The organism is Mesorhizobium kowhaii (genome assembly GCF_003253745.1).
Classification (GTDB): Bacteria; Pseudomonadota; Alphaproteobacteria; order Rhizobiales; family Rhizobiaceae; genus Mesorhizobium; species Mesorhizobium kowhaii.
Map to the genome: position 1 here is coordinate 1,113,916 of NZ_MZXV01000013.1, position 17,222 is coordinate 1,131,137.

At 63.4% G+C, this 17,222-nt stretch carries 8 protein-coding genes; 7 read left to right on the forward strand and 1 reads right to left on the reverse strand.

Annotation, left to right across the window (positions count from 1 at the left end; all coding sequences use genetic code 11):
- The first annotated feature begins 227 nt into the window (after positions 1 to 227).
- From B5V02_RS08065 to B5V02_RS08090, 6 genes are all read left to right on the forward strand, one after another.
- Positions 228 to 2,156 carry an autotransporter assembly complex protein TamA gene (locus B5V02_RS08065; protein WP_111543584.1) on the forward strand — a complete coding sequence of 643 codons (1,929 nt, stop codon included), beginning with the start codon at positions 228 to 230 and terminating at the stop codon, positions 2,154 to 2,156.
- A gap of 3 nt (positions 2,157 to 2,159) precedes the next feature.
- Positions 2,160 to 8,219 carry a translocation/assembly module TamB domain-containing protein gene (locus tag B5V02_RS08070; protein ID WP_111543585.1) on the forward strand — a complete coding sequence of 2,020 codons (6,060 nt, stop codon included), beginning with the start codon at positions 2,160 to 2,162 and terminating at the stop codon, positions 8,217 to 8,219.
- A 265-nt stretch (positions 8,220 to 8,484) separates the two neighbouring features.
- On the forward strand, positions 8,485 to 10,137 hold the full coding sequence (locus B5V02_RS08075) for an ABC transporter substrate-binding protein (RefSeq protein WP_111543586.1): 1,653 nt from the start codon (positions 8,485 to 8,487) through the stop codon (positions 10,135 to 10,137).
- 228 nt (positions 10,138 to 10,365) lie between these two features.
- Positions 10,366 to 11,400, forward strand: a complete 1,035-nt coding sequence (locus B5V02_RS08080; protein ID WP_111543587.1) for an ABC transporter permease — start codon at positions 10,366 to 10,368, stop codon at positions 11,398 to 11,400.
- A 12-nt stretch (positions 11,401 to 11,412) separates the two neighbouring features.
- Positions 11,413 to 12,570: an ABC transporter permease gene (locus tag B5V02_RS08085; protein WP_111543588.1), complete on the forward strand. Its 1,158-nt coding sequence runs from the start codon at positions 11,413 to 11,415 to the stop codon at positions 12,568 to 12,570.
- Between the two features lie 61 nt (positions 12,571 to 12,631).
- The gene (locus tag B5V02_RS08090; protein ID WP_111543589.1) at positions 12,632 to 14,812 is read left to right on the forward strand and encodes a dipeptide ABC transporter ATP-binding protein; all 2,181 of its coding nucleotides are present in this window, start codon (positions 12,632 to 12,634) and stop codon (positions 14,810 to 14,812) included.
- Between the two features lie 32 nt (positions 14,813 to 14,844).
- On the opposite strand, the gene B5V02_RS08095 is transcribed toward B5V02_RS08090, so the two are convergent.
- Positions 14,845 to 15,435 (reverse strand): transglycosylase SLT domain-containing protein, encoded by a 591-nt coding sequence (locus tag B5V02_RS08095; protein WP_111543590.1) that lies wholly within the window; start codon positions 15,433 to 15,435, stop codon positions 14,845 to 14,847.
- 216 nt (positions 15,436 to 15,651) lie between these two features.
- Between B5V02_RS08095 and B5V02_RS08100 the strand changes: the two genes are divergently transcribed.
- Complete coding sequence (locus B5V02_RS08100) at positions 15,652 to 17,190, forward strand: trimethylamine methyltransferase family protein (protein ID WP_146606028.1); 1,539 nt, start codon at positions 15,652 to 15,654, stop codon at positions 17,188 to 17,190.
- Positions 17,191 to 17,222 lie beyond the last annotated feature (32 nt).

Sequence of the window (17,222 nt, forward strand, 5' to 3'; positions counted from 1 at the left end):
AGTCAGGCTTGTCAACACAAGGACGCGGCAGGGTTCCGCCTGCCAACGGTTTCCTTTCCGGCCGATCGCCGGTAGTACCTCCATAGGACAGGGGATCACGCTTTCTTGCGGCGACGCAGAAGGTGTGAATTCCAAGCCCGTCCTATTTCAGACAATTGGATTGTGGCCCCTTTACGAGCGCTTCAGAACTTCATTCCAATTTTAGTTTTTCAATCTAGGTTGTCTTAATGCCGGCGCATGAAGAGCAGATGTCAGGAGGTACCGCGCCAGGGCGTGTGCTTTCGCGCGCCCTGCTTTTGGCCATGCTCTGCTCGACCGCGCTTGTCGCCGAGGCCGGAAATGCTGTCGCTTTCGAGCTCTTCGGCATCAAGCTGTGGGGATCGTCGAAGGACGAGGACGCCGACATCGTCGATCCGCTGCGCTATGCCGTCACCATTTCCGCGCCCGATGCCGACAAGGATCTCGTCAAGAAGCTCGAAAACGCCTCGACGCTGAAAGGCGACGAGGAGCGTCCGGTTTCCGGCTCGCTCGGGCTGATGGCCAAGGCACGCAGCGACCGTGAACAGCTGATCGCCGCGCTCTACGCCGATGCCCGCTACGAAGGCGTCGTCACCATCACCATCGACGGCAAGCCGCTCGACGATTTGCCGCCCGATGCCGAATTCAAGGGTCCGCAGCCGGTCCCGGTGGTCATCGATATCGCCAGCGGGCCGAAATTCACTCTCGGCAATATCCGGCTGGAGGGCGACGCGGCGGGGCTGATGAGCGCCGACTATGGCCTGATCGCCGGCGGCGATGCCGGTTCCGGCGCCGTGCTCAAGGCCGAGGCGCTGATCGTGCGGGCGTTGAAGCAGGAGGGCAGGCCGCTGGCCAAGGTGACCGACCGCCAGATCGTCGCCGACCATGCCACCTCGACGCTCGACGTGACGCTGACGGTCGCCGCCGGGCCGGTCGCCGGCTATGGCGACACCACGGTTGAAGGCACCGATAAGGTCGACCGCGACTTCACCGAATACATGACCGGCCTCAAGCGCGGCCGACAATACTCGCCCGACGAGATCAGCGATGCGCGCGACCGGTTGCTGGCGCTCGAGGTGTTTAACAGTGTGACGTTCAAAGAGGCCGACAAGCTCGATGCCGACGGCAACATTCCAATCGGCGTCCAGGTCAGCGAGCGCAAGCCACGCTTTTTCGGTGTCGGCGGCACCTTCTCCAACACCGAGGGCCTCGGCCTGGAAGGCTATTGGGGCCACCGCAACCTGTTTGGCCGGGCTGAAAAGCTGCGCATCGACGGCGCCATCAGCGGCATCGGCAGCAATGATCTCAGCCAGCTCAACTACAATGCCGGCATTATGTTCGAAAAGCCGGGCGTGATCGGGCCGGCTTCAAAGTTCTTCGCCAGTTTCAAGACGGTGCTCGAACATCCGGACGCCTATGACCATTTCTCGGTCAAGGGCAGCACCGGCCTGTCGTACGAACTGACCAAGAAGCAGACGGTTTCGGCGGAAGTGTCGCTCGACTATTCCCGTATCCACGACGCTTTCGGCAAGCACAAATATCTGATCGCCAGCATCCCGCTGCAATATGTCTATGATAACCGTGACAACAGGCTGAACCCGACCAGCGGCTTCCGGGTGCTGGCCTATGCCGAGCCGAGCTACGACATTCTGAGCGGTGCGGCCTTCCTCAAGCTGAAGGGCGAGGGATCGGCCTATCAGTCGCTGGATTCGGCTTCGAAGTTCGTGCTGGCCGAGCGTGTCGCGGTTGGTTCGATCGTTGGCACAGGGCTTCAGAATGTGCCTGCCGACCGGCGCTTCTATTCCGGCGGCGGCGGTTCGGTGCGCGGCTACGCCTATCAGGGCATCGGCCCCAAGGATTTCACCGGCCAGCCGATCGGCGGTCTGTCCTTCTTCGAGACCTCGGTCGAAATGCGCATCGCGATCACCGACACGATCGGCATCGTGCCGTTCGTCGATGCCGGCACGGTGTCGACCAAATCGGTTCCCAATTTCTCCGACGTCAAGGTCGGCGCCGGTGTCGGCCTGCGCTATGTCACGCCATTCGGGCCGCTGCGCATCGACGCCGCCGTGCCACTGAACCGCGACCCCGGCGATCCGCATTTCGGCATCTATGCCGGCATCGGACAGGCGTTCTGAGCGATGAAGATATTCAGGCGCATCCTTCGCATTGTCCTCTATACGCTGCTCATCGCGGTTGCCGGAGCGATCGGCGCGCTGGTGGTGCTGACCAAGACCGAGCGCGGACGCGACAATCTCGCCGGCATCATTTCGCGGCTGGCCTCGAGCGATGATCGCAAGGTCACGGTCAGCGGCATTGACGGCATCTGGTCGGGCGCGCTTAGCGTCGACCATGTCGTGCTGGAGGACCGTGAGGGCGCCTGGCTGGTGGCGCGCAAGGTCGCCGTCGACTGGTCGCCGCTGGCGCTGCTGTCGAAAAGCTTCAGTGCCGAGCGCATTGCGGCCGGGCGCATCGAACTGGCCCGGTTGCCGGTCGCCGGCACGCAGCCTGCGCAGAGCGGCGGCACGACGACGCTGCCGGTCTCGCTTGACATCAAGCAGATCGACCTTCCCGAAATCGCGCTCGGCCAGGATTTGGCCGGCAGCGGCATCGCCGAGCTTGCCGCCAAGGGGATGCTCAAGGCCGACGCCGCGCCGCTGGCGGTCGAGACGACGCTCAATGTCACCCGCCATGACGGCAAGCAAGGCAATGTCGACGCCAAAGTCCATTTCGCGCCAGCCGACAACAAGCTCGACCTCGATCTGAAGGCATCGGAGCCGGCGGGCGGTATCATCGCCAATCTGCTCAATTTGCCTGATGCGCCGCCGGTCGAGATCCTTGTCTCGGGAACGGGGCCGCTGGCCAACTGGAGCGGCATCGGTACCTTCGTTGTCGATGGCCAGATCGTCACCCAGCTCACCGGGCGCCATCAACTGACTGACAAGGGCAATCACGTCGAGGCCAAGGGCGACGGCGATTTCGCCCGCTTCCTGCCGGAGAATTTGAAGCCGCTGTTTGCCGGCAAGACCAGCTTCGATGTCGCCGGCACCACCACATCAGCCGGCGGTGTCAGTGTCGACAGGGCCAACATCGACAGCGATGCGGTGCACGGCACCGCATCCGGCATCGTCGATCCTGCCGGTGCCAGCGATCTCGCGGTCGAACTCGCCACCAAGGGCCCGCCTGTGGTGATCAGCGTCGGCAGCAAGGCGCAGCCGATCACGCTGGCGATAAACAACGCCACCGCACGCGCGTTCGGCGACGGCAAGACGCCGATCATCGACATCGGTGCCTCCTTCGCTTCAATCGTCGCCGGCGGCACGCGGCTGGACGATCTGGCGGCACAGATCCATTCCGACGGCTTCGATATCCAGAACCGCGCCGGGCCCGTCACCGTCAAGCTGGAGGCGGGCGGGCTCAAAACCGACGTGGCGACACTGGCGCCGCTGATCACCGGCAAGGTCGACGTCGATCTGGCCGGGTCGGTCAGTAAGGACGCCATTGCCATCGACCAGGGCACCTTGCGCTCCGACGCGCTCAACGCCTCGCTGACGGCGACGGTGGCACTTGCCGACCTGTCGATGCAGCTCAAGATGAATGCCGATGCGGTGGCGACTGCCTTGCCACCGCAGATCAGCTCGGTGCTCGGCGCCCGGGTGAAATTCTCGGCCATTGCGACCCGCGATCCGCAGGGATCCTTCGCTGCCAACTCGATCTCATTCACCTCCGGCACGCTCAGCGCCAGCGGCACCGCCAGTGCGCAAGGCACGGACATCCAGGCCGACATCAAGGGCAGGCTGGGCGATGTTTCGGTGCTGTCGCCGATGGTCGGCGTACCGGTTGCCGGCGGCGTCGATTTCGCGCTTTCGGCAAGCGGCGCCAGGACAGCGCCGGATTTCACGGTCTCCGCCGACAGCGACAGCCTGACGGCCTCTGGCCGTACGGTGAGGACCATCAAGCTGACGGCAAGCGGCAAGGCCGACATCGCCAACCCCGCCGCCACTGTCTCGCTGACCGGTTCCGTCAACGACGAGCCGCTCGACATCAAGGCAGCGCTGGTGACGAGCGAGGGCAAGCGTTCGATCAATGGCTTCCTGGTGTCGCTCGGCGACAACAAGGTCTCGGGCGACCTCGCGCTGGATGACAAATTCATGCCTTTGGGCACGCTGACGCTCGACGCGCCCGCCATTGACCAATTGGCAGCGCTCGCCGGCCAGGCGGTGACGGGCGACATCGACGGCACCATCCGCTTCGCCAAGGATGGCGACGCGCCCTCCGTCGCGATCGACGCCAAGAGCACGTCGATCGCGCGCGGCGAGGTGACGGCCAAGGCCATCACCGTCAATGCGCTGATTGCCAATTATCTCAAGGCGCCGGCGATCGCCGGTTCGATCAAGGCCGATAGCGTCATCTCCGGAACCACGGAAATCGGCGGCATCGGCGTCGACCTCAAGCGCGACGGCGACTGGACCAATTTTGCCGGCGGCGCCACCATATCGGGCATTCCGGCGACCGCTGCCGGCCGGGTCAAGATCGCTGACGGCACGACCAGCGTCGAGATTGCCTCTGGCGAAGCCACTGTTCGCGGCATCAAGGCAGCGATCGCGCAGCCATCGACGTTGAGCATCGCCAATGGCACGACCAGCATTGAAAAACTGGCGCTCGATGTCGGCGGCGGCTCGGTGACGCTGTCCGGCACCGCCGGCCAGGCGCTCGATCTGGCGGCGCAATTCTCAGCACTGCCGGCCACCCTTGCCAATGATTTTTCGCCCGGACTCGATGCGGTGGGTACCCTCGGCGGCACTGCGCAAGTGACTGGATCGCCGTCGGCGCCCGAGGTTCGGTTCAACGCACAATTGGCCGGCGTCGAAACCAGCCAGACCCGCCAGGCGGGGCTCGGGCCGCTCGCTGTCGACGCGGCCGGCAGCTACACCATAGCCGGCGGCGTCGCTCTCGACCATGCGACGCTCTCCGGCGACAAGATTTCCGGCAAGGCGGCGGGCACCCTCAACCCGAACGGCGCCAGCGATTTCGCCCTCGATCTTGCCTCGGCCGGACCCAGTCTGCCGCTGACGCTGGGCAGCGCGGAAAGCCCGATCAAGCTCGAACTGCAGGCGCTGTCGGTAAAGGCAGCGGGGCAGGGCACGCAGCCGCGGCTCGACATTTCGGCGACGCTGCCCTCGGTCGCCACCAAGCTGACCAAGGTGGAAGGCGTCACTGTCGCCTTACATTCCGATGCTTTCGATCTGAAGGCCCGGACAGGGCCGATCTCCGGTACAGTGTCGGCCGACCGGATCGGCCTCGACAACCCAACCATTGCACCGCTGATCGCCGGCAAGGTCACGGCCAAGGTTGCTGGCAGCCTCGCTGCAGACGCCGTCACCATCGACAGCGGCTCGGTGACAAGCGACGCACTAAACAGCGGTTTTAACGGCCGGGTATCGCTGGCCGACGGCGCCATCGAGCTCAATTTGAAGGCCGACGCCGCCTCCGCGGCACTGCCGGCCGCGGTGCGCGGCGTGCTTGCCGAACGCGCGGAATTGAGTGCTGCGCTGATGCGCGATGCGTCGGGCAATGTCAATGTCGATGGATTGAAGCTGGCCTCCGGTGCGCTGACCGCCGAGGGGCAGGCCAGCCTTGCCGATAACAAGGTCGCCGCCGACATCAAGGGCGGGCTGAGCGATATTTCGCTGCTTTCGAAAGACGCCAAGGGCGCCATCGCCTTCGCCCTGAATGCGCAGGGCCCTGCCACCGCGCCCGATCTGTCGCTGACGGTCGACAGCGACCGGCTGCTGGTGGCGGCGCGCGAGATTACCGGGCTGAAGCTCACCGCCACCGGCAAGGCAGATGCCGCCAACCCGGCGGCGAATGTGCAGCTGACCGGCAATGTCGCCGGCCAGGCACTGCAGGGCAGTGCGGTCTTGGCGACGGCTAACGGCAAGAGCGCCATCAACGGCCTGCTGCTGTCACTCGGCCAGAACAGGATCTCCGGCGATCTGGCGCTGGACGGGAAGTTCGTGCCGGTCGGCACCATCGCGCTCGACCTGCCCGATATCGGCCCGCTCGCGGCGCTTGCGCTGGAAAAGGCGGAAGGCGACGTGCGTGGCACCATCGCTTTCTCGAAAAATGGCGCCGCACCGCAAGTCGCCATCAAGGCGGCGACGGCATCGATCTCGCGCGGCGATCTGCAGGCAAAGGCCGTTTCCATCGATGCGCTCATCGCCAACTATCTCGCGGCCCCGGTGATCTCCGGAAAGATCCGCGCCGACACCGTCACCTCCGGCGGCACCGTGATCAGCGGCATCAATGTGGATTTGAAGCGCGATGGCGACTGGACCGGCTTTTCCGGCGGCGCCACCGTCAAGGGTATTCCGGCGCAGGCCGCTGGCCGGGTGAAAGTGGCCAACGGCACGACGACCATCGAACTGGCTTCCGGCCGGGCGACCGTCCAGGGTATCAAGGCGGCCATCGCCCAGGTCTCGACCGTCAGCATTGCCAATGGCACGACGACGCTGGACCGGCTGGTGCTCAACCTTGGCGGCGGCACGGCGACGGTGACCGGCAAGGTCGGCACTGCGCTCGACATCAATGCGACGCTGGCGCGGGTGCCGATGTCGCTTGCCAACAGTTTCTCGCAGGGCCTCGATGCCGCCGGTTCGATCTCGGGCACGGTGAAGGTGACGGGTGCGCCAGCGAGCCCCGCTGTTGCCTTCAACATCGACGCGACCGGCGTGCAGACGTCGCAGACCCGGGGTGCCGGTATCGGTGCGGTGGGTGTTTCTTCTTCCGGCACCTTCGCCGCCAACAAGCTGACCTTCAACGCCAATGTCAGTGATGGAGCCGGCCTTGGCCTCAAGGGCGGCGGCAGCGTGACGACGGCAGGCACGCCGGCGCTGGTGCTCGACTTCAATGGCGCCGTGCCCTTCGGCCTACTCAGCCAGAAGCTCGCCGCGCAAGGGCTGTCGCTGTCTGGAACCGCCAATGTCAATGTGCAGGTGCGCGGTCCCGCGACATCGCCTGTCATCGGCGGCTCGGTCGGCACCTCCGGCGCGCGCCTGGTCGATGCGCGCTCAGGCCTCGCGGTCAACGATCTCGCCGCGGACGTGTCGATCGCCGGCGGCGTTGCCAGGATCAACCGGCTGACCGGCACGCTGTCGACGCGCGGCAGCCTGTCGGCCAGTGGCACGGTCGGCATCAACCCGGCGCAAGGGTTTCCGGCCGATCTGTCGATCAAGCTGGTCGACGGCCGCTATACGGACGGCCGGGTGGTGACCGCCAATCTCGGCGGCGACCTGACAATCAAGGGACCGCTGACCTCCGCACCGGTGATTGCCGGCACCATCAATCTCGCCAAGACGGTGATCACGGTTCCAGACAAGCTGCCGGGCTCGCTTTCTGCGCTCGACGTCAAGCACAAGAATGCGCCTGGCGCCGTGCGGGCGCAGGACAAGGCGCTGCGTCCGCCGACGACCAGTGGCGGTGGCGGCGGCAGCGGCAGCGGCCTCAACCTCGATGTCACGGTCAACGCGCCGAACCAGATCTTCATCCAGGGCAGGGGCGTCGATGCCGAACTCGGCGGCTCGCTCAGGCTGACCGGCCCGGCATCGTCGCCGCACGCGGTCGGCACCTTCACCCTGCAGCGCGGTCGGCTGTCGATCCTTGGCAAGCGGCTGACTTTCACCGAAGGTACGGTCGGCTTCTCCGGCTCGCTGGTGCCCTATCTCAATTTGACGGCGACAACGACGACGACCAGCACCACCGTCACCATCGTGGTGTCGGGCGAGGCGACCAATCCGAAATTCAGCTTCTCGTCGGTGCCGGCGCTGCCCGAGGACGAGGTGCTGGCGCAGCTAATCTTCGGCCGCTCGATGTCGAACCTGTCGCCGCTGCAGATCGCCCAGCTCGCCGAAGCGGCCGGGCAACTGGCCGGCGTCGGCGGCTCGACGTCGCTGCTTGAAAACCTGCGCAGCGCCATCGGCGTCGACGATCTGGATGTAACCACGGACGACAAGGGTGGCACAGCGGTTTCGGCCGGCAAGTATTTGAACGACCGCACCTATGTGACGATCCAGAAGGGCGACAAGCCGGGTTCCGGCAAGGCGACCATCGACCTCAATGTCGGGCGCGGTGTCAAATTGCGCGGCGAGGCCAATGATGCCGGCGAAGCCAAGGGCGGCATCTTCTACGAGAAGGAATATTGATATTTCGATGGGGCTTTTGGCCCTATGGTGGCTCAAGGCTGGCGCTGTCCAGCCTTGAGTAAATGTCTCACTTTAATCGACTTTCGAGATTCCAGAGGAATCCGTAGGCAGTAGCAATTTTGCGCCAAGACTGTCGTTATCACGCGAACCGCTCCCTTTCCAAAGTTGCACATTCGCTAACATGTTCCCAATCCATGCCGTCTTTGACATCATGGCTCGGATGCGGAATGTTAAAAGGCGGAAAGCCAACAATGGGAGTTAAGTCATGACAATTTACAAGAGTAACAGCGATCGCGTTCCCGATCACATCCTCGCCATGGCCGCAGACGCCAAGGCAGGCAAGGTGGATCGCCGCGAATTCCTGGCCATGGCCAGCGTCTTCGGTGCATCGACGGCAATGGCTTACGGCTTGCTCGGCCTCGCCGACCCGACGCCGGCGAAGGCCGAAGAGGTAAAAGGCAAGAAGGGCGGCACGCTGAAGATCGCCCAGTGGATCAAGGATCCGAAGGATCCGCGCAAGGCCGACTGGTCGGAAATCGCCAATGCCGAGCGCCAGGCGCTCGAGCCGCTGGTCAAGTACACCACCGAATACACGTTCCGTCCCTATCTTCTGGAGAGCTGGGATGTGAACGACGACGCCACCGAATACACACTGCATGTGCGCAAGGGCGTGACCTGGTCGAACGGCGATGCATTCACCGCCGACGACGTGATCTTCAACCTCAAGCGCTGGGGCGACAAGAAAGCCGAAGGCAACTCCATGCCAGGCCGTCTCGGCTCGCTGGTCAAGGACGATAAGCTGGACGAAAGCGCCGTGACCAAGGTCGACGATATGACTGTCAAGCTGAAGCTGGGCAAGGCCGATATCGCGCTCATCCCGAACCTGTGCGACTATCCGGGCCTCATCGTTCACAAGAGCTTCGACGAGAAGGGCGGCGACTTCAAGGCCTGCCCGATCGGCACCGGCCCGTTCGAACTCGTCTCCTACGATGTCGGCCAGAAAGTGGTCTACAAACGCCGCGAAGACAACAAGTGGTGGGATGGCGAGGTCTTCCTCGACGGCGTCGAGTTCATCGACTACGGCACCGATCCGGCGGCGATGGTCAGCGCCTTCGAAGCCGGCGAAATACACACTAACTACGAAACCTCGGCTGACTATGTGTCGATCCTCGACGGCATGGATCTGGTGAAGTCCGAGGTGGTGACCGCAGCCACCATCGTCTGCCGCACCAACGTGACCAACAAGCCTTACGAGAACCAGAAGGTGCGTCAGGCGCTGCAACTCGGCGTCGACAACGCTGTCGTCCTCCAGCTCGGTTACGGCAATGCCGGGACTGTCGCCGAGAACCACCATGTCTGCGCGATTCACCCGGAATATTACGAATTGCCGAAAATCGCGCGCGACCCCGCCAAGGCAAAGGCCCTTATGGCGGAATCCGGCCATGCCGATTTCGAGCATGAACTGATCACGGCCGACGAGGACTGGAACAAGAACACCGGCGATGCGATTGCCGCTCAGCTGCGCGACGCCGGTATCAAGGTGAAGCGCACGGTGCTGCCCGGTTCGACGTTCTGGAACGACTGGACCAAGTATCCGCTGTCGATGACCACCTGGAACATGCGGCCGCTCGGCGTCCAGGTTCTGGCGATCGGCTACCGCACCGGCGAAGCTTGGAATGAGACAGCTTGGTCGAATCCCGATTGGGATGCCAAGCTCAACGCCGCGCTTTCGGTCGCCGACGCCGCCAAGCGCAAGGAGATGATGAAGGACATCCAGCAGACCCTGCAGGATTCCGGCATCATCATCCAGCCCTTCTGGCGCAAGCTCTACAGTCACTCGGTCAAGGCGGTGCAGAACTACAAGATGCACCCGACATACGAGCGCGACTACGGCAAGGTCTGGCTCGAGCAGGCTTGATCGCACGGATCGGGGAAAGGGACGTCAGTCCCTTTCCCCCCGCTCTTTGCATCGTCCGCCCCTGTTGGTCCGCGCTTCTCAAAAAAGTTGCGGACTCCCAGGCAAGGTCGTGCAACAAAAACAGGGTTGATCGCATCCGAAGGCCTGTTTGACAGCCAGCCCCGCCGGTCACGGCAGGGTTGGCTTTCATAGCCGGCTCAAACCCCAACCCATCGGCAGGGGACCGCCATGCTTTCGTTCGTTATCAGGCGCTTGGGCACCATGGCATTGACGATGCTGTGCCTGACGATCATCGTCTTCTTCCTGATCAACCTCGATCCAAATTTGAAGAAGCTGGCGATCAGCCAGACCGAAATGCATACATCCGCCGAGCAGCTCGAAAGTTGGCTGGCGGAACACGGCTACCGCCAGAATTTCTTCGTCCGCTACGGCCAGTGGCTCGGCGTGATGCCCAAGCAGCCGGTGACCGACCCGGCGACGGGGAAGCCCGTACAGCGCTTCTCCTTCTGCAACGATCCGGTCGTGCCGACATTCTCCGGCGTCCTGCAAGGCGATTTCGGCTGCTCGACCAAGTTCAAGACGGCAGTGGCGTCAAAGCTGTTTCCTGCGCTTAGCGCCACCGGCATCCTGATGTTCTGGGTGCTGGCGGTGATGGTGCCGATCTCGCTGCTGATCGGCATTCTGGCCGGCATGCGCGAAGGGTCGCGAACCGACCGCGTGCTTTCGGTGGCCTCGATCGCCTCGACGGCGACACCCGAATATGTGTCGGGCGTCATCTTCACCGTCATCTTCGCCTCCTGGCTTGGCTGGCTGAACGGCTCGGCGGCTTCGGCCAGCCAGGGCATCACCTTCTACAATTTCACGCTGCCGGTGATGACGCTGGCGATCTACGGCATCGGCTACATCGCCCGCATGACGCGCGCTTCGATGGTCGAGGTGATGACGCAGCAATATATCCGGACCGCCCGATTGAAGGGTCTCTCCTTCGGTAGCGTGGTGGTGAAGCACGCGCTGCGCAATGCGCTGATCGCGCCGTTCACCGTCATCATGCTGCAGTTTCCCTGGCTGCTCACCGGCGTCGTCATCGTCGAGGTGATGTTCCGCTACCAGGGCTTCGGCTACACGCTGGTCGAGGCGGCCGGCAACAACGACATCGACCTTTTGCTCGGCTGCTCGCTGGTTTCGGTGTTCATCGTCTTGATCACGCAGCTCATTTCCGATGTCGGCTACGCGTTTCTCAATCCGCGTATCAGAGTTCAGTAGGGGGCGAAGCGGATGCCGGTCCAATACATCAGTGCCTTCACCGTCGTTCTCGAAGTGCTGTCGCGCTTCTGGCCGGTCTGGATCGCGCTCCTCATCGTCATGGGAGCGAGCTTCGCCTACAAGAAGAAGCTGGCGCTCTACGGCCAGCTGTTCGACAGCGGTGTCGGTATCGTCGGTGTCGGCATCTGCCTGTTCTGGCTGTTCACGGCGATCTTCGCCGCGAGCATCTCGCCTTTTGATCCGTTGGCCCAGGTCCCCATCATGAAGGACGTGCTGCCGGGCGCTATCGAGCCGCAATCGGGGCTGACCTATCTCTTCGGCGGCGACAAGCTGGCGCGCGACGTGTTTTCGCGCATGGTCTATGGCAGCCAGATCGTGCTGATCATTGCGCCTGCCGCGACGGGTTTCGCGCTGATGGTCGGTATCACGCTCGGCCTGCCCGCGGGCTACTACGGCGGCAAGATCGACACGGTGCTGTCGTTCCTGGCCAATCTGGTGCTGGCGTTCCCGGTGATCCTGTTGTTCTACCTGCTGGTGACGCCGGGCATCATGGACACGCCGATCCCCTATGGCATGGCCGGCGTGTTCTTCCTGTTCCCGATCATCTTCTTCAGCGTGCTGTTCTGGACGCGCTACAAGAACCGACCCGACCGGCTCTACATCCTGCTCGGCATCACCTTGATCGTCGGCGGTTGGATTTACCTTGGCCTCGTATTCGACAAAGACCCGCTGAAGATCGTGCACATCGACCCCAACCAGCTCAACATCTTCGTGGCGGTGGTGTTCGCCTCCAGCCCCGGTGTGTTCCGCATCGTGCGCGGCCTGGTGATGGACATCAAGACGCGTGACTATGTGGCGGCGGCGCAGACGCGCGGTGAATCGCCCTGGTACATCATGCTGTGGGAGATCCTGCCCAATGCGCGCGGGCCGCTGATCGTCGATGCCTGCCTGCGCATCGGCTACACCACCATCCTGCTCGGCACGCTCGGCTATTTCGGCCTCGGCCTGGCGCCGGAAAGCCCGGACTGGGGCACTGCGATCAAGGATGCCAGCCGGCTGCTGCGCTCCTTCATCCACCCGGCGCTGCCGCCGACTATCGCACTGATGTCGTTCGTGCTGGGCTTGAACCTGCTGGCCGACTCGCTGCGCGAACAATCGATGAAAGACTGATCTGGGGTTCGACCCTACGCGAAATAGCACGTGCCTGAAAAACCAAGGATTGGAGCGACCCATGAATGAGGCAGTTCGAAATCCCGCAGAGCCGATCATCGAGATCGAGAACCTGTCGATCTCCTTCTTTACCCGCAAGGGCGAGATCCCGGCCGTCATGGATTTTTCCTGCACGGTCATGCCGGGCGAGGCGATGGGCATCGTCGGCGAATCCGGCTGCGGCAAGTCGACCGTGTCGCTCGGCATCATGCGCGACCTCTCCAACATCGGAAAGATCGTCGGCGGCAGGATCAAATTCCAGGGCAAGGACATGGGCGAGCTCTCCGACGAGGAGCTGCGCGCCATCCGCGGTAACAAGATCGCCATGATCTACCAGGAGCCGATGGCGAGCCTCAATCCGGCGATGAAGGTCGGCCAGCAGTTGATGGAAGTGCCGCTGATCCACGACAAGGTGTCGAAGGAAGAGGCCTATAAACGCGCGCTCGAAATGGTGCGCTCGGTCAAGCTGCCCGATCCCGAGCGCATAATGCGATCCTATCCGCATCAGCTCTCCGGCGGCCAGCAGCAGCGCATCGTCATTGCCATGGCGCTGCTGTCGAAGCCGGCGCTGCTTTTGCTCGACGAGCCGACGACGGCGCTCGACGTGACGGTGGAGGCGGGCATCGTCGACCTGGTCAAGGGGCTCGGCGAGAAGTTCGGCACATCGATGATCTTCGTGTCGCACAATCTCGGCCTGATCCTGGAGACCTGCGACCGCATCACGGTGATGTATTCGGGCGAGGCGGTGGAGACCGGCAAGATCAAGGACGTGTTCGACCGGATGCGCCATCCCTACACGCAAGGGCTGTTCCGCTCGATCCCGCTGCCCGGCGCCGACAAGAACTCGCGGCCACTGATCTCCATCCCAGGGCAATTGCCGCTGCCGCATGAGCGGCCGAAGGGCTGCAATTTCGGCCCGCGCTGCCACCATTTCGTCGAGGGCGTCTGCAACGCCGCCGAAATCCCGATGATCGAGGTCGCGGGCCACGAAGGCCATTTCTCGCGCTGCGTGCGCTTCAACGAGATCGACTGGGAGGCGCTGCCGCCTGGCGCCAAGAAGGTCAATGAGCGCGTCGTGCCCGGCGCGCCGGTGCTCAAGATCGAGGATCTGAGAAAATACTACAAGGTCGGCGGCAGCGAGGTGTTCGGCTCGAGCGAAGGCCGCGTCGTCAAGGCCAACGAGACGATCTCGTTCATGGCGCGCGAATCCGAGACGGTCGCCATCGTCGGCGAATCCGGCTGTGGAAAGTCGACGCTGGCCAAGGTGCTGCTCGGGCTGGAGACGGCAAGTGCCGGCACTGTGACGCTGGGCAACAAGGAAATCCAGTCGACCGGCATCGAGAGCCGCAGCGTCGAAACCGTGTCGTCGATCCAGATGGTGTTCCAGAACCCGTTCGACACGCTCAATCCCAGCCATTCGGTCGGTTCGCAGATCATCCGCACGCTGGAGAAATTCAATGTCGGCAAGACGGTCGCCGACCGCCGCAAGCGCATGCTGGAACTGCTCGACCTAGTGAAGCTGCCGCGGGCGTTCGAGACCCGCAAACCGCGCCAGTTGTCCGGCGGCCAGAAGCAGCGCATCGGCGTGGCGCGCGCCTTTGCCGGCGACGCCAAGGTGGTGGTGGCCGACGAGCCGGTCTCGGCGCTCGACGTGTCGGTGCAGGCGGCGGTGACCGAACTCTTGATGGATATCCAGCGCAAGAACAAGACGACGATGCTGTTCATCAGCCACGATCTGTCCGTCGTGCGCTACATCGCCGATCGCGTCGTCGTCATGTATCTTGGCTATATCGTCGAGCAGGGCACGACCGACCAGATCTTCGCCCCACCCTATCACCCCTATACCGAGGCGCTGCTGTCGGCGATCCCGATCGCCGACACCAGCGTGGTCAAGCGGCACATCGTGCTGGAGGGCGACATTCCTTCGGCGATGAACCCGCCATCCGGCTGCCCGTTCCAGACCCGCTGCGGCTACAAGAAGCTGGTGCCGGACAATCTGTGCGAGACCAAGGTGCCGCCGGTCAAGCATCTCGGCGACGGCCATATGAGCCTGTGCTGGCTGGCCGACGACGTGCTGGCCAAGATGGAGCCGGTGATCAAGTTCGACAAGGAGCATGCCGCGCATGAGGGCGTGCCGGAAGACGCGCCGCCTGTTTCGGAGGCGTCCACGCCCAAGCCTCCACGCGGCAAAAAGCCGAACTGACGGGCGCAGCCGGAGTCAGCGCAGCGGCGTGATCAGCTGCCGCATTGGCTCAGCTGCTGCGCATAATCCCGCGCCATCTTTTCGGTGGCCCGCGCATAGCCCTGCACGCCGGCATCGCCGCGGTTGCCGCGGCCATAGGCCGTCCAGCCGAGATAGTAGGCGAGATAGAGATTGTAGGTGTCGTTGCGGGCGACGCCATATGTGTCTGCCGTCTTGGAGTGATACCAGCCGACGAAATCGACGGCATCGGCGAATTTCGTCCGCCGCGCCGCCCAGTTGCCGGTCTCCCTCTGATATTGCGACCATGTGCCGTCCAAGGCTTGCGAAAAGCCGGTGGCCGACGAGACGTGTTTCCACGGAATGAAGCCGAGCAGCTTGGTGCGTGGCGGCCGGGCGTTGCTCTTGAAGCCGGATTCCTTGCGCACCGTCGCCATCAGCACGGGAACCGGCACGCCGTATTTCTGCTGCGTGCGCTCGGCGGCCGACTGCCAGTTGTCGAACCAGCCGTCGTTCTGGTCGAAGACGGCGCAGACATTGTTGATGTGACTGGGCGCAGTCGCGCAGGCCGAAAGCGCCAGCAGCACGCAAACCGCACCAATTTTACTAAAACTCGAACTACGCATTAGAGGAGCAATAGACCGAAAACATAAAAGGAATCTTGCTGCGTCCGTTAACGCTTCATCGGCGCATTCGCTTGAGGAATCCCGTACCAATAATTCGACGCATTTCGTCGCTTTTTCTAAACAGATATTATAGAAATGCCGCCGTGGCTAAAATCACGCCCGCAAACGGCGTATTTCTGACAGCTTGCCAGGTTTGCCGGGGCTTTGATATCAGGCATGAACGAACCAAGACGCAAGCGCGGCGCCGAGCGCACCAGCAACAGGGGGCCGTCGGCCATCCCGCAATTGCCGCTCAGGCGCGTGACCAATCCCTATCCGCCGATGGCAATGCTCTCGCCCGACCAGATCGAGAAGATCCATCAGGCGTCGATGCACATCTTGGAGAATTTCGGCATCGAGGTGATGAGCCCGCGGGCGCTGTCGCTGTTCGAGAAGGCCGGCGCCACGGTCGATCATGCCTTAGCGAATGTCCGCATCGATCGCGGCCTGGTCACCGAGGCGCTGAAGACCACCCAGTCCAATTATACGCTGACGCCGCGCAACCCGGCCAACGCCGTCCATCTCGGCGGCAACACCATCAATTTCACCCTCGTCGCCGGGCCGCCCAATGTGCATGACATGGAGCGCGGCCGCCGTGCCGGCAATCTGCGCGACTACGGGGATCTCACCCGGCTGGCGCAGCATTTCAACTGCATCCACATGCTCGGCAACCAGGTCTGCGCGCCGGTGGAGCTGCCGGCGAATTCCCGCCATCTCGACACCTACTTCACCAATTTGACGCTGACCGACAAGAGTTTCCATGTCTCGGCGATCGGCCGGGGCAGGGCGCTGGATGGCATCGAGATGATGGCGATCGCGCGCGGGCTGACGCTGGACCAGATGCCCGACGATCCCGGGATCACCACCATCATCTCGGTCAACTCGCCGCGCCGCTTCGACGAGATGATGGCCGAGGGACTGATGACCATGGCCGAGTTCGGCCAGTCGGTGGCGGTGACGCCGTTCACGCTGATGGGCGCGATGAGCCCGGTGACACTGGCCGGCGCGTTGGCGCAGCAGAATGCCGAGGCGCTGTTCGGCGTGGTGCTGACGCAGCTTGTCCGTCCCGGCGCGCCGGTCATGTATGGCGCCTTCACCTCCAATGTCGACATGAAATCGGGGGCGCCGGCCTTCGGCACGCCGGAGAATACCAAGGCCAACATCGCGTCGGGGCAACTGGCGCGGCGCTATAATCTGCCCTACCGCACGACGCCAGGCTCGGCCTCCAACGCCGCCGATGCGCAAGGCGCCTATGAGACGCTGATGGCGCTGTGGGGCGCCGTGCTCGGCCATGGCAATCTCGTCTACCACGCCGCCGGCTGGCAGGAGGGCGGGCTGACGGCATCGTTCGAAAAACTCATCATCGATGTCGAGATGATCCAGCACATGATGGAGTTCCTGCGCCCGATCGAGGTCAACGAGGCCGAGCTTGCCGTCGAGGCGCTGGGCGCGGTGCCGACCGGTGGCCATTTCTTCGGCGAGCCGCACACGCTCGAGCGCTACGCCACCGCGTTCTACCAGCCAATGCTGTCCAACTGGCAGAATTACGAAGCCTGGCAAGAGGCCGGTGGGCTTGACGCCACTGCGCGCGCGACGCGGCTGTGGAAGAAGGCGCTTGAGGATTACGTCGAGCCGGTAATGGATGTCGCCGTGCGCGAGGCGCTGGAGGCCTACATGGCCAAGCGCAAGGAAGCGATCGGGCAGGGCGAGCCGTGATGCCTCCCATTTCGGTTCATCTCACCCATCCA